The organism is Microbacterium sp., from assembly GCF_026393345.1.
GTDB lineage: Bacteria > Actinomycetota > Actinomycetes > Actinomycetales > Microbacteriaceae > Microbacterium.
Window position 1 is genome coordinate 21,709 of the sequence record NZ_JAPLAI010000069.1, and the last position, 12,599, is coordinate 34,307.

12 protein-coding genes are annotated in these 12,599 nt (G+C 69.4%); 4 read left to right on the plus strand and 8 right to left on the minus strand.

The window, feature by feature from the left end; all coding sequences use genetic code 11:
- Positions 1–17: 17 nt before the first annotated feature.
- The 6 genes from pstA to NT132_RS13755 form a co-directional block, all read right to left on the minus strand.
- The gene (pstA, locus tag NT132_RS13730) at positions 18–1,106 is read right to left on the minus strand and encodes a phosphate ABC transporter permease PstA (RefSeq protein WP_297790000.1); all 1,089 of its coding nucleotides are present in this window, start codon (positions 1,104–1,106) and stop codon (positions 18–20) included.
- Positions 1,106–2,056, minus strand: coding sequence for a phosphate ABC transporter permease subunit PstC (gene pstC / locus NT132_RS13735; protein WP_297790002.1), 951 nt, complete (start codon positions 2,054–2,056; stop codon positions 1,106–1,108). The genes pstA and pstC overlap by 1 nt, the downstream gene beginning before the upstream one ends.
- Before the next feature lie 77 nt (positions 2,057–2,133).
- Positions 2,134–3,246, minus strand: a complete 1,113-nt coding sequence (gene pstS, locus NT132_RS13740) for a phosphate ABC transporter substrate-binding protein PstS (protein ID WP_297790004.1) — start codon at positions 3,244–3,246, stop codon at positions 2,134–2,136.
- Between the two features lie 163 nt (positions 3,247–3,409).
- Positions 3,410–4,348: an NUDIX hydrolase gene (locus NT132_RS13745; protein WP_297790006.1), complete on the minus strand. Its 939-nt coding sequence runs from the start codon at positions 4,346–4,348 to the stop codon at positions 3,410–3,412.
- Positions 4,345–6,510, minus strand: a complete 2,166-nt coding sequence (locus tag NT132_RS13750; protein WP_297790008.1) for an RNA degradosome polyphosphate kinase — start codon at positions 6,508–6,510, stop codon at positions 4,345–4,347. The genes NT132_RS13745 and NT132_RS13750 overlap by 4 nt, the downstream gene beginning before the upstream one ends.
- A 52-nt stretch (positions 6,511–6,562) precedes the next feature.
- Positions 6,563–7,261, minus strand: a complete 699-nt coding sequence (locus NT132_RS13755) for a response regulator transcription factor (RefSeq protein WP_297790011.1) — start codon at positions 7,259–7,261, stop codon at positions 6,563–6,565.
- Between the two features lie 189 nt (positions 7,262–7,450).
- On the opposite strand from NT132_RS13755, the gene NT132_RS13760 reads away from it, so the two are divergent.
- The 3 genes from NT132_RS13760 to NT132_RS13770 all read left to right on the plus strand — a co-directional run bounded on the left by NT132_RS13760 (position 7,451) and on the right by NT132_RS13770 (position 9,593).
- A complete protein-coding gene (locus NT132_RS13760) occupies positions 7,451–7,744 on the plus strand; it encodes a hypothetical protein (RefSeq protein ID WP_297790012.1) in 294 nt (97 codons plus the stop codon).
- Positions 7,745–7,896: 152 nt separating this feature from the next.
- On the plus strand, positions 7,897–8,496 hold the full coding sequence (locus NT132_RS13765) for an FABP family protein (RefSeq protein WP_297790015.1): 600 nt from the start codon (positions 7,897–7,899) through the stop codon (positions 8,494–8,496).
- Positions 8,496–9,593, plus strand: coding sequence for a glycine cleavage T C-terminal barrel domain-containing protein (locus NT132_RS13770; protein ID WP_297790017.1), 1,098 nt, complete (start codon positions 8,496–8,498; stop codon positions 9,591–9,593). The genes NT132_RS13765 and NT132_RS13770 overlap by 1 nt, the downstream gene beginning before the upstream one ends.
- A gap of 133 nt (positions 9,594–9,726) precedes the next feature.
- On the opposite strand, the gene NT132_RS13775 is transcribed toward NT132_RS13770, so the two are convergent.
- Complete coding sequence (locus NT132_RS13775) at positions 9,727–10,548, minus strand: class I SAM-dependent methyltransferase (RefSeq protein ID WP_297790019.1); 822 nt, start codon at positions 10,546–10,548, stop codon at positions 9,727–9,729.
- A gap of 52 nt (positions 10,549–10,600) precedes the next feature.
- Here NT132_RS13775 and NT132_RS13780 point away from each other — a divergent pair, with 52 nt between their 5' ends.
- Positions 10,601–11,350, plus strand: a complete 750-nt coding sequence (locus NT132_RS13780; protein WP_297790021.1) for a phosphoglyceromutase — start codon at positions 10,601–10,603, stop codon at positions 11,348–11,350.
- A 441-nt stretch (positions 11,351–11,791) separates the two neighbouring features.
- Here NT132_RS13780 and phoU read toward each other — a convergent pair whose 3' ends face one another.
- Complete coding sequence (gene phoU, locus NT132_RS13785) at positions 11,792–12,460, minus strand: phosphate signaling complex protein PhoU (RefSeq protein WP_297790023.1); 669 nt, start codon at positions 12,458–12,460, stop codon at positions 11,792–11,794.
- Between the last annotated feature and the right edge of the window lie 139 nt (positions 12,461–12,599).

Sequence of the window (12,599 nt, forward strand, 5' to 3'; positions counted from 1 at the left end):
GGTTCTTTCTCCGAAGGTCAGCGGCCGGTCTTGGGCGCGAAGATCTTCGCGATGAGCCGGGCGAGGAGGTTCAGCAGCATGACGATGAGGATGAGGGTGAGCGCCGCAGCCCAGGCGCGGTCCCAATAGGCCTCGGGCGGGATGCCCTGGTTCGCGTACTGCGAGTACACGAACACCGGGAGGGTCTGCATCCGCCCGTCGAACAGGTTGAGGTTGAGCGAGTCGGTGAAGCCGGCGGTGATGAGAAGCGGCGCCGTCTCACCGATCACGCGGGAGATCGACAGCATGATCCCGGTCGTGATGCCGGCGATCGCGGTGGGCAGGACCACCTTCACGATTGTCAGCCACTTGGGCACGCCGAGCGCGTACGCGGCCTCCCGCAGCTCGTTCGGCACGAGCCGCAGCATCTCTTCGCTGGAGCGGACGACCACGGGGATCATCAGCACCGCGAGCGCGATCGACCCCATGAAGCCGAGTCGCACCCCGGCGCCGAAGAATAGCGCGAACAGCGCATACGCGAACAGACCCGCGACGATCGAGGGGATGCCGGTCATGACGTCGACGAGGAAGGTGATGGCGCGAGCGAGCCGGCCCCGGCCGTACTCCACGAGGTAGATGGCGGTCATCAGCCCGATCGGGATGGAGATGATCGCGGCGGCAAGCGTGATGAGCAGGGTGCCCCACACCGCATGGATGACGCCACCGCCCTCGCCGACGACGTTCCGCATCGAGGACGAGAAGAACATGGCGTCGAACCGGTGGACCCCAAGTTCGATGACGGTCCAGCCGACCGAGACGAGTGGCACCATGGCGACGACGAACGCGGCGGTGACGACACCGGTGACGAGGCGGTCCACGGCCTTGCGACGCCCCTCGACGATCGCGGAGATCGTGAAGATGAGCACCAGGTACACCAGGGCGGCGGTGATGAGCCAGCCCGCGATGTTCAGGCCCTCGCCGCTGATGGAGGCGAGCATGAGGAACACCGGCAGGAACACGACGATGGATGCGGCCAGCAGTGCCCACGGCACCCACCTGCCGAGGTGGCCGTTGTTGATTCCGGATGCGGTGCCCGCGAGGCGCGGCGCGGTGGCGGTGACGGTCATCAGTTCGCTCCCGAGAATTCCTTGCGGCGGCTGACGATCCAGCGCGCGAGCGCGTTGACGGCGAAGGTGACGACGAACAGGATCAGGCCCGTCGCGATGAGCACGTTGATGTTCGTGCCGAACGCCTCGGGGAAGGTCAGGGCGATGTTCGCGGCGATCGTCGACGGGTTCGTCGAGGTGAACAGGTCGAAGGTCACGGTGCCGGTGGTGGAGAGCACCATCGCGACGGCCATCGTCTCGCCGAGCGCGCGGCCGAGGCCGAGCATGGCGCCCGAGACGATGCCGGAGCGGCCGAACGGCAGCACCGCCATCCGGATCATCTCCCACCGGGTGGCGCCGAGCGCGAGCGCGGCCTCTTCGTGCAGGCGCGGGGTCTGCAGGAACACCTCGCGGCAGATCGCGGTGATGATCGGGACGACCATGACCGCCAGCACGATGGCGGCGGTGAAGATGGTGCGGCCGGTGGCGGAGACGTCACCGCTGAACAGCGGGAACCAGCCGACGTTGGCGGTCAGCCAGGCGTACGCGGGCTGCACGGTGGGGGCGAGCACCAGGATGCCCCACAGGCCGAAGACGACGGAGGGGACCGCGGCGAGCAGGTCCACGACGTAGCCGAGCCCCTGCGCCAGGCGGCGAGGGGCGTAGTGGGTGATGAACAGGGCGACGCCGAGCGACAGCGGCACCGCCATGATGAGCGCGAGGAACGCGGCCCACACCGTGCCGAACAGGAGCGGCCAGACGTAGGCCCAGAAGTTCGAGGTGAGCAGGGAGGCCGACTCGCTGTCGGCGCCGAGCGCGGGGACCGACTGCACGATGAGGAACAGGGCGACCGCGGCGAGGGTCACCAGGATCATGGATCCGGCGAACAGCGCGGTCCCGGAGAACCAGATATCGCCCGGCCGGCGCGTGGCGCGCGGCCGCGGATCAGCGGCCGCGGTGGTGGCTGTCATGTCGAGCATCCTCGTCGGGTCGGGGCGATGCGGGAAGAGGCGGTCCCGGGTGAGTCACCCGGGACCGCCTGCGGGACTTACTTGATGGCGTCGACCGCGGCCTTGGCCTTCTCACGGAGCGTGTCCGAGATCGGGGCGCTGCCGGCGTTCGTGGCGGCAGTGTCCTGGCCCTCGGCGCTGATCGCGTAGGTGAAGAAGCCCTTCACCAGGTCAGCGGTGGCGGCGTCCTCGTACTCGGCGCAGCCGATGAGGTAGCTGATCAGCACGACCGGGTAGGCACCGGCCTCGGTGGTGGTGCGGTCGATCGCGATCGCCAGATCGGTGTCGGCGCGACCGTCCTCGAACGGGGACGCGTCGACGGCGATCGCGGCGCCCTCGGCCGAGTGACCGACGAACTCCTCGCCCACCTGGACGGCGACCGACGAGAGGTCACCGGCCTGCGACGAGTCGGCGTAGCCGATGGTGCCGTTGCCGCCCTTGACCGCGTTCACGACACCCGAGGTGCCCTGTGCGGCCTCGCCGCCGGCGATCGGCCATTCCTCGACCGACCCGTAGCTCCACGCCTGCTCAGCGTTGGCCGCGAGGTAGTCCGTGAAGTTGCCGGTCGTGCCGGACTTGTCCGAGCGGTGGACCGGGGTGATGGCAAGGTCCGGCAGGTCGGCGTCCGCGTTGGTCGCGGCGATCGCGGGGTCGTTCCAGTTGGTGATCGTGCCGGCGAAGATGCCGGCGACGGTCGTCGCGTCCAGGTTCAGGTCGGAGACTCCCTCGACGTTGAACACGATGGCGATGGGGGAGACGTACGCGGGGATCTCGACGAGGTCGGAGTCCGCGGCGCAGGCGTCGAACGGGCCGGCGGCGATCTCGTCGGTCTTGAACGCGCGGTCGGAGCCGGCGAACTGCACGGCGCCCGACTGGAACGACTCGCGCCCCGTGCCGGAGCCCTGCGGGTCGTAGTTGATCGTGACGTCGGGGTTGGCCTGCTGGACCAGCTGGGTCCAGGACTGGACGGCGACCTGCTGCGACGTGGCGCCGGAACCGTTGAGGGTGCCGGTCAGGCCGGTGGGCAGCTCCGAGGCGGCGGAGCTGGTGGTGGCGTCAGGGGTACCGCCTTCGTTCGCGGCACAGCCGGCGAGCGCGAGGGCGGCGACAGCCGCGAGGGCGCCCACCTGGGCGAGGCGAGAGATCTTCACAGTGAATGTGTCCTTCACAGGTCAGGGTTACGGGCCCGGTGCAGGGCTCGCCTCGACGCTAAACACGTGTGTTGACCAGAGTGGGCTGTGCGGGTGAACGGCGGGTGAACACCCTGAAACCGTCCGGGGTGATGGACCGGTGCGAGACACCGGCCGGTCATGATCAGACCGGCGGCAGCATCGTCTCGATCGCAGCGATCCCCGAACCGGGGTTGGTGCGCGACAGATGCACGACCGAGAACCCGGCGACCTCGAGGCTCGACGCGCTGCCGAGGTACGAACCCTTGAGCGTCCCCGTCGCGAGCGCCAGTTCGCTGAGGATCTCCGGCAGCACGGGACCGTGGCTGCACAGCACCGCGGGCTTCCGGGCGCGCACGCGCTTGCCGACGACCGCGCGGGCGTCGGAGGCGCCCTCCTCCCAGGCGTCCTGGCTGAGATCGGGGGTGGTCCGGATGCTGCGTCCCAGTGCTTTCGACAGCGGTTTCACCGTCGACACGCACCGGACGGCGTCGCTCGACACGATCCGTCGCACGCCGTAGGCGCGAAGCGGGCCCACGATGGCCTTCGCCTGCCGAGCGCCACGCTCGCTCAGTGGCCGCGTCGCATCCGAGCCGTCCCACTCGCCGCGCGAGAGCGCCTTCGCGTGCCGCAGCGCGATGATCGGGAAGGTCTCCAGCACGCCGTCGTCGGCGAACGTGAGGAAGCTCTCCACGATCTCGACGTCCACGGGGTAGCTGAGGTACGTCAGGGCCTTCTTCGGGCTGACCCACTCGAGCGCCGCGATCTCCTTGTTCGGCACGAACGCCGAGGCGCGGATGGCATCCTCGGTCGCCTCTGCTGCCCAGTAGTGCACGACCTTCTCGCGCCCCTTCGGCATGGTGTACCGGGAGACGCCGACCGGCAGCCCGAGGCTCACCCGGATGCCGGTCTCCTCGAAGATCTCGCGGACGGCGGTCTCCACGAGCGTCTCGCCCGGATCGACCTTGCCCTTGGGAAGCGTCACGTCGCGGTACTGGGTGCGGTGGATGAGGAGGATGCGGAGCTTCCCCTCGACCACGCGCCAGACCACCCCACCGGCGGCGTACACAGCGGTGGCCGTCATCTCACCGCCCGGGGACGGCGACGACGCTGCACCTGCAGCATGATCGTGTCCTGGATGTCGGCGAGCGGTTTGCCGTCCGCATCCTGATAGTGCCGGGTCCACACACCGTCCGAACCCAGCCACCACGAACTGGTGTCGTCGCGCATGGCGAACGTGAACAGGTCGTTCAGCTCGGTGATCTGGGCGGGGTCCGAGATGCGCACGAGCGCCTCGACCCGGCGGTCGAGGTTCCGGTGCATCATGTCGGCGCTGCCGATGTACGCGATCGAGGTTCCGGCGTTGGCGAACGCGAAGATGCGCGAGTGCTCCAGGTATCGACCGAGGATCGAGCGGACCGTGATGTTCTCGCTCACCCCGGGCACGCCCGGCATGAGGCTGCAGATGCCGCGCACCCACACCTCGACCGGTACGCCCGCCTGGCTCGCCCGATAGAGCGCGTCGATGATCTGCTCGTCGACCATCGAGTTGACCTTGATCCGGATGCCGGCGGGCTTGCCCGCCTGCGCATTGCGGCGCTCCCGGTCAATGAGACGCACGAGCCCCTTCCGCAGGTGCAGTGGGGCGACCAGCAGGCGCTTGAACTTCTTCTCGATCGCGTAGCCGCTGAGCTCGTTGAACAGGCGCGTGAGGTCGCGGCCGACCTCCGGCTCGGCGGTGAACAGGCCGAAGTCCTCGTAGATGCGGCTGGTCTTCGGGTTGTAGTTGCCGGTGCCGACGTGGCAGTAGCTGCGCAGCATCCCGCCCTCCTGGCGGATGACGAGCGCGAGCTTGCAGTGCGTCTTCAGCCCGACCAGGCCGTACACGACGTGCACGCCCGCCTTCTCGAGCTTCCGCGCCCAGACGATGTTGTTGGCCTCGTCGAACCGGGCCTTCACCTCGACCAGCGCCAGCACCTGCTTGCCCGCCTCAGCGGCGTCGATGAGCGCCTGCACGATGGGGCTGTCCCCCGAGGTGCGGTACAGGGTCTGCTTGATGGCGAGGACGTTCGGGTCCTTCGCCGCCTGCTCGAGGAACGCCTGCACGCTGGTCGCGAACGACTCGTACGGGTGGTGCACGAGCACGTCGCCCTTGCGGATCGCCGCGAACACGTCGGGGCGCTCGTTGTTGTCGCCCGGCTGGAACGCGGTCGCGGTCGTCGGCACGTGCGGCGGGAAGCGGAGCTCGGGCCGGTCGACCCGGCCGAGATCGAACAGGCCACGCAGGTCCAGCGGGCCGGGGAGGCGGTAGACCTCCTGCTCGGTGATGTCGAGCTCCTTGATGAGCAGGTCGAGGGTGAGCTCGTCCATGTCGTCGGTGATCTCGAGCCGGATCGGCGGGCCGAACCGGCGGCGCATCAGCTCCGCCTCGAGCGCCTGGATGAGGTTCTCGGTCTCGTCCTCCTCGATGACCATGTCCTCGTTGCGGGTGAGGCGGAAGGCGTGGTGGTCGAGGATCTCCATGCCGGGGAAGAGATCGGCGAGGTTGTTGGCGATGAGGTCTTCCAGCGCGATGTAGCGCGAGCGCTCGCCGACCCGCGAGACCTGCACGAACCGGGGCAGCATCGGCGGCACCTTGAGGCGCGCGAACTCCTGCCGGCCGGTCCGGGCGTTACGGATGCGGATGGCGAGGTTTAGCGACAGCCCGGAGATGTACGGGAACGGGTGCGCCGGGTCGACCGCGAGCGGCATGAGCACCGGGAACACCTGCGACTGGAAGTACTCGTAGAGCTTGTCCTTGTCGTCCTGGTCGAGGTCGCCCCAGTCGAGGATCTCGACCCCGGCGTCCGCCAGGGCGGGCTTCACCTGGTTCTTCCAGTCCTCGGCGTGCCGCACCTGCAGTGCGTGGGCGGCTTCCGAGATGTCGGTGAGCACGTCCGCGGGGGAGCGGCCCACGTTGCTCGGCACCGCGAGGCCGGTGATGATGCGGCGCTTCAGACCGGCGACGCGCACCATGAAGAACTCGTCGAGGTTGCTGCCGAAGATGGCGAGGAAGTTCGCCCGCTCCAGCACCGGGACCGCCGGGTCCTCTGCGAGTTCGAGCACGCGCTGGTTGAACGCGAGCCAGCTCAGTTCCCGGTCGAGGTAGCGGCCCTCGGGCAGTTCCGCATCCGGCGTCTCGATGGCGTCGAAGTCGTCGTCGTCCGCGTCGCCGAGACCAGCGTCGAGCACGTCCTGTTCGATCATCACCTCATCATTGCAGCAGGAGGTGACAAGAGTGTGAACCGGTCCGACGGGGTTATGCTCCCGAGCGTTCCTTGGGGGCGGGGACCTGGTCCTCTTCATAGACGTTGAAGCGGTATCCGACGTTGCGGACCGTGCCGATCAGCTGCTCCAGGTCGCCGAGCTTCGCGCGCAGGCGCCGCACGTGCACGTCGACCGTGCGGGTGCCCCCGAAGTAGTCGTAGCCCCAGACCTCGCTGAGCAACTGCTCGCGCGTGAACACCCGGGAGGGGTGCGTCGCGAAGAAGTGCAGCAGCTGGAACTCCTTGTAGGTGAGATCCAGCGGGCGGCCGTGCACCTTCGCCGAGTAAGAGGACTCGTCGATCGTGATGCCGGAGGTCTGGATGCGGGTGGAGACCTGCTCCTTCGACATGCGGCCGATGGCGAGGCGGATGCGGGCGTCCACCTCGGCAGGACCGGCGGCCATGAGGATGACGTCATCCACGCCCCAGTCGGGGGAGACGGCCGTGAGTCCGCCCTCGGTGACGATGAGGATGAGGGGCGCGTCCAGGCCCGTGGTGGTGAGGATTTTGCACAGCGACTTGGCCCCGACGAGGTCGAACCGGGCGTCGACGAAGACCACATCCGCGCTCGGGGCGTTGACCAGCTGAGCCGGCTCGGCGGGGATCTGCCGGACGCGGTGGCTCAACAGCTCGAGCGACGGCAGGACCGGGGCACCGGCCGGCGCCGAGCTCAGGACAAGTAGCTGTGCCAATGGAGTCCTCCCGGCAATTTCCCCGTTTCGGCCTTTATCTTAGGCGCACGTGGGCACTCTGCCGCGCGTGCGGCGATCCGGGCGGATGCGGAGCGCCGATCGTGACGGATACGCGGCGCCGATCCCGGCGGATGAGGTGCGCTGATCCCGGCGGATGCGGAACGCGTCCGCGTACGGGAGAATGAACGCATGACCGCTCCCGAACTGGTGCCCCGTCGGCCGATCGGCGGCATCGTCGGAGTCTGGATCGCGACCGTCCTCGTGGGCCTCGGGATCGTGCTGTTCGTCCCCGCGGAGTGGCAGATCCCGTGGATCACGGTCACCCTCGGTGCCGCGGTCATCGCAGCCTTCGTCGTGCAGCTCGCCTACGGTCGCCCGCAGCGGTTCATCCAGCGCACCGCGCTCACCGCTGTCGGCTCCCTCGTCCTCCTCGGCGTGATCAGCGCCCTCGCGGCGCTGGTCGCGCTGCTGCGCACCGTGTGACCTCGCACGGGGGATAGCATGGGTGACATGGACCTCGTCGCACTCGAACTCTTCTTCGTGGGACTGCTGGCGCTCGCCTCGCTGGCGATCGCCTTCACCGCCGGCGTCGTGCTGAAGAACCTGTACCGCGGCCAGCGCTGACGGGCGGGGCGATGATCGAGCTTCCGACCGATCTGCCCGCCGATCTCGCTCCCCTCTCCTGGCTCCTCGGAGTCTGGGAAGGCACCGGCGTCATCGACTACGAGGTCGACGGTCACCACTTCAACGGAGAGTTCTCGCACCGCGTCAGCTTCAGTGACGACGGCAGCGGTGCACTGAACTACTCCGCTACGGCACGACTCCTCGAGGGCGATGTGCCCTTGAGCCTCGTCTCCGAGGTCGGGTTCTGGCGGCTGTCCCGGCCCGCGCAGGACTCCGACCCGGGCCCCGGGCTCCTGCCCGCCCGCGCGGGCGGCGCCGTACGCACCGCCGACGACGTCGAAGGCCTGCGCACCCCCGAGGGCGGCTTCGAGATCCAGGCGTCGATCGTCCACGCGGACGGCCTGAGCGAGCTGTACCTCGGCCAGATCCGCGGACCCCGCATCGACATCGCCACCGACGCCGTGGTCCGCCCGCCCGGCGCGAAACCCTATGCCGCCGCGACGCGCCTCTATGGCCTCGTCGACGGCCACCTGCTCTGGGCGTGGGACATCGCCGCGCTCGATCACGAGCTCGGCTCCCACGCCTCCGCGCGCCTCGCGAAAGTGGAATGATGACCGACCTGCTCGACGGGCTCCCCGCCGCTGTAACCGACACGGACGGCGTCCTGCTGCACGTCGGTAATCCCTTCGCCGAGCAGCGTGCCCTCGCCGCCGGCACCGCCGTCGCCCTGCTGCTCGACCGCGCCGTGATCGGGATTTCCGGCGTCGACCGGCTCTCCTGGCTCGACTCCGTATCGTCGCAGGCGCTCACCCACCTCGAACCCGGGGTCTCGACCGAGCTGCTCATCCTCGACCCGAACGGCCGCGTTGAACACGCCGCCGCGGTCATCGATGACGGCGAGACGACCTGGCTCATCGCCGACCGCGGTGACGCGGAGGCCCTCCTCACCTGGCTGCAGCGGATGCGGTTCCGGCTGCGTGTCGACCCGCAGGCGGCGACCGATCTTGTGGTCGTCGGCGTGGCCGATTCCGCCGTCGACACCGTGCCCGCCGCGTCCCCGGCGGGACTGCCGCTGGTGTGGCACGACCCGTGGCCGAACGTCGGCACCGGCGGTACCGCGTACGCCGTGCCCGAGCAGCATCCGGGGCTCGAACGCCGCTGGAACGAGGTGCTCGTCACCCAGGCCGACGCCCGTGCGCTCGTCGAGGCGGCGGTGCGTGGCGACCGCGCGGTGGCCGGATCCCTCGCCGCCGATGCCCTCCGGGTCGCGGCCTGGCGGCCGCGGTGGTCGGCCGAGGCGGACGAGCGGCTCATCCCGCACGAGGTCGACTGGCTGCGCACCGCGGTACACCTGAACAAGGGCTGTTACCGCGGGCAGGAGACGGTTGCGAAGGTGCACAACCTCGGCCACCCGCCCCGTCGCATCGTCGCGCTGCAGCTCGACGGAAGCGACGCGGTGCTGCCGGAGCGGGGGGATGCGGTGACCGCCGACGGCGTGACCGTCGGGGCCGTGACCTCCGTTGCGCGGCACTACGAGGACGGACCGATCGCCCTCGCGCTCATCAAGCGCTCCGCCTCGGCGGATGCGGCATACCTCGTCGAGACGGCGGACGGGCCGATCGCGGCCGCTGCGCAGACCGTGGTGCCCTCGGATGCGGGGGCCACCGCATCCATTCCGAAGCTCACCCGGCTTTCTCGCCGTACCTGACGCTTCCCCTGTCGCTTGCTGCGACTCCAGGTCGCCGTTCGCGACAGGTGAGCGGGTGGGGGATGCGGTGCCTGACGCTTCCCCTGTCGCTTGCTGCGACGTGAGGCCGCGGTTCGCGACAGGCGAGCGGGGCTCAGGCGGGCGCGACCGCCGACCACGGCACGGTGACCTCGCCGAGACGCCAGCGGGCGGGCGTCCGGAGCGGCCAGCCCGCATCCGTCATCGCCTGCATCGCCCCGCGCCACCGCTGCACCGCACCGAACGCCGACAGCGGGGCCGCGCGCTCCCACTCCCGGTCGAGCGCCGCGAGGAAGTCGTGTACGCGTTCCCCGGGGACGTTCCGGTGGATGAGGGCCTTCGGCAGCCGCTCCGCCGCCACCGACGGGGCCTCGAGCTCCGCAAGCCGAAGCGCCACCGTGAACGTCTCGGGTGCTCCCTGCGCGTCGATCGCGACCCAGGTGGCGACGCGGCCGATCTCGCTGCAGGTGCCCTCCACGAGGAGACCGCCGGGTTCGAGCCGCTCCGCCATCCGCCGCCACGCCGCCGCGACGTCGGCCTCGTCGTACTGACGCAGCACGTTCATGGCACGGATGACGCGGGGACGCCGTGCCGAGGGCACTTCGAAGCCGCCGGTTGCGAATGAGACACGGGCATCGGTGCGAAACGGCGCGGTGCCCGCACGCACGCCCTCGAGCTGCGTCCGCGCGGTTGCGACACGTGCAGGGTCGATCTCGAGCCCCAGCACCTCGACGTCCGGGCGCGCGCGGTGCAGGCGCGCCTCGAGTTCGAACGCGGTCACCCCGCTGGCCCCGAATCCGAGGTCCACGACGAGGGGGTCGGAACCCGCGGTCCGCAGCGCCGGGTGCCGTGCGATCCAGCGGTCCACGCGCCGCAGCCGGTTGGTGCCGGTCGTGCCGCGGGTGGCGCGGCCGACGGGGGCAAGGGATGCGGGCACCACGCAATGATGCCAAACACGACCTGAACGACTGCCTCGATAGAATCGGGACATGACTTCGCCACGCACCCTCATCCTGCTGCGCCACGGCCAGAGCCAGTGGAACGAATTGAACCTCTTCACCGGATGGGTCGACGTACGCCTGACCGATCAGGGCAAAGCTGAGGCTGCCCGCGGCGGCGAGCTGCTCGCCGAGTCGGGCCTGCTGCCGGATGTCGTGCACACGTCGCTGCTGAGCCGCGCCATCCAGACCTCGAACATCGCGCTCGATGCCGCCGACCGCCTGTGGATCCCGGTGAAGCGCTCGTGGCGCCTCAACGAGCGTCACTACGGCGCCCTGCAGGGCAAAGACAAGGCCGAGACCCTGGCCGAGTACGGCCAGGAGCAGTTCATGCTGTGGCGCCGGTCCTTCGACGTGCCGCCACCCCCGCTCGCCGACGACTCCGAGTTCAGCCAGGTGAACGACCCCCGCTACGCCGGCATCGACGGCGAGGTGCCGCGCACCGAGTCGCTGAAGCTCGTCATCGACCGCCTGCTGCCGTACTGGGACGAGGAGATCGTCCCCGACCTCGAGGCCGGTAAGACGGTGCTGGTCACCGCGCACGGCAACTCGCTGCGCGGCCTCGTCAAGCACCTCGAGGGCATCAGCGACGACGACATCGCCGAGTGGAACATCCCCACCGGCATCCCGCTGGTCTACCGCCTCGACGAGAACCTGAAGCCGCTCGGCAAGGGCGAATACCTCGACCCCGAGGCAGCCGCCGCGGGCGCTGCGGCCGTCGCCTCGCAGGGCAAGAAGTAACGCCACACGGACAGAGGATGGGGACGGATGCGGCTGCATCCGTCCCCATCCTCGTCGTGGCGCCGGCGAGAGAACGGCCGAAGATGGACACGGCGCCGCCTCCCCGTTATGGCGGCAGGCGCGGAGCGGCATCCCGCCGAACCCGGACGCCCTCAGGCGTTCACAATTCAGGCAGAACCGGGCCAAGAGGGGCCGCAGGGGGCAATCGGCACCCGTTCTGCCTGAATTGTGAACGCGTCGCGCCACCGAACCCCACCCGGCCGCCAGCCGAACCCCAACGCCGCCGGCCGGACCCCGCTCAGCCGCCAGCCGAACCCCGCTCGCACGCCGACCGTACCCCGGCCCTGCGCCGGGCTGAACGGCGACAAACGCCCAGCCGAACCCGCAGAGACAGAGGATGGGGACGGATGCAGCCGCATCCGTCCCCATCCTCTGTCTGTCTCAGGCCTCCGGTGCGGGGATGGTGACGGGCACCCAGTCGCCGGTGGCGAGGTAGACGATCTTCTTCGACACCGACACCGCGTGGTCGCCGAAGCGCTCGTGGTACCGGCTGGCGAGGGTCGCATCGACCGTGGCCGACGCCTCGCCCTGCCACGATTCGCTCAGCACTTTCTCAAACACACTGACGTGCAGCTCGTCGAGCTTGTCGTCCTCGTTACGGATCTGCTCCGCGAGCTCCAGGTCGCGGGTGCGCAGCAGCTCGGTGAGCTTGCGGGCGACGTCCACATCGATCTCGCCCATCTTCCTGAAGGTGCCCTTGAGGCCCTTCGGGATGGCGCGGTCGGGGAAACGCATCCGGGTCAGCTGCGCGATGTGCTCGGCGATGTCGCCCATCCGCTCCAGCGACGCGCTGATGCGCAGCGCCGAGACGACGGTGCGCAGGTCGCTCGCCACCGGCTGCTGCCGGGCGAGGATGTCGATCGCGAGCTCGTCCAGCTCGATGGCCTTGTCGTCGATCACCGAGTCGTTGTCGATGACCTCCTCGGCGAGGGCGACATCGCTGGTGCCGAACGCGCGGGTCGCCTTCGATATCGCCTCTTCGACGAGTTCGGCGATCTCGACCAGGCGCACGCGCACCTCGTCGAGGGACTGCTGGAAAACCTCGCGCATGATGGAAACGGACCTCCTGGTCGACGGCGCGGCACACGGGCCAGAGTCGATTGTCCTGGGCGAAGGTTAACGAACGGTGCCGCGCGAGTGAATAGTACGCCGCGGGCATCCGCAGGAGGATTTCCCCTCACCCGGGCAT

Excerpts from the sequence above, each read along its gene's own strand:
- phoU (WP_297790023.1), bottom strand. The coding sequence starts at position 12,460 with ATGCGCGAGGTTTTCCAGCAGTCCCTCGACGAGGTGCGCGTGCGCCTG.
- pstC (WP_297790002.1), bottom strand. The coding sequence starts at position 2,056 with ATGACAGCCACCACCGCGGCCGCTGATCCGCGGCCGCGCGCCACGCGC.
- NT132_RS13780 (WP_297790021.1), top strand. The coding sequence starts at position 10,601 with ATGACTTCGCCACGCACCCTCATCCTGCTGCGCCACGGCCAGAGCCAG.
- NT132_RS13760 (WP_297790012.1), top strand. The coding sequence starts at position 7,451 with ATGACCGCTCCCGAACTGGTGCCCCGTCGGCCGATCGGCGGCATCGTC.
- pstA (WP_297790000.1), bottom strand. The coding sequence starts at position 1,106 with ATGACCGTCACCGCCACCGCGCCGCGCCTCGCGGGCACCGCATCCGGA.
- NT132_RS13765 (WP_297790015.1), top strand. The coding sequence starts at position 7,897 with ATGATCGAGCTTCCGACCGATCTGCCCGCCGATCTCGCTCCCCTCTCC.
- NT132_RS13770 (WP_297790017.1), top strand. The coding sequence starts at position 8,496 with ATGACCGACCTGCTCGACGGGCTCCCCGCCGCTGTAACCGACACGGAC.
- NT132_RS13750 (WP_297790008.1), bottom strand. The coding sequence starts at position 6,510 with ATGATCGAACAGGACGTGCTCGACGCTGGTCTCGGCGACGCGGACGAC.
- NT132_RS13745 (WP_297790006.1), bottom strand. The coding sequence starts at position 4,348 with ATGACGGCCACCGCTGTGTACGCCGCCGGTGGGGTGGTCTGGCGCGTG.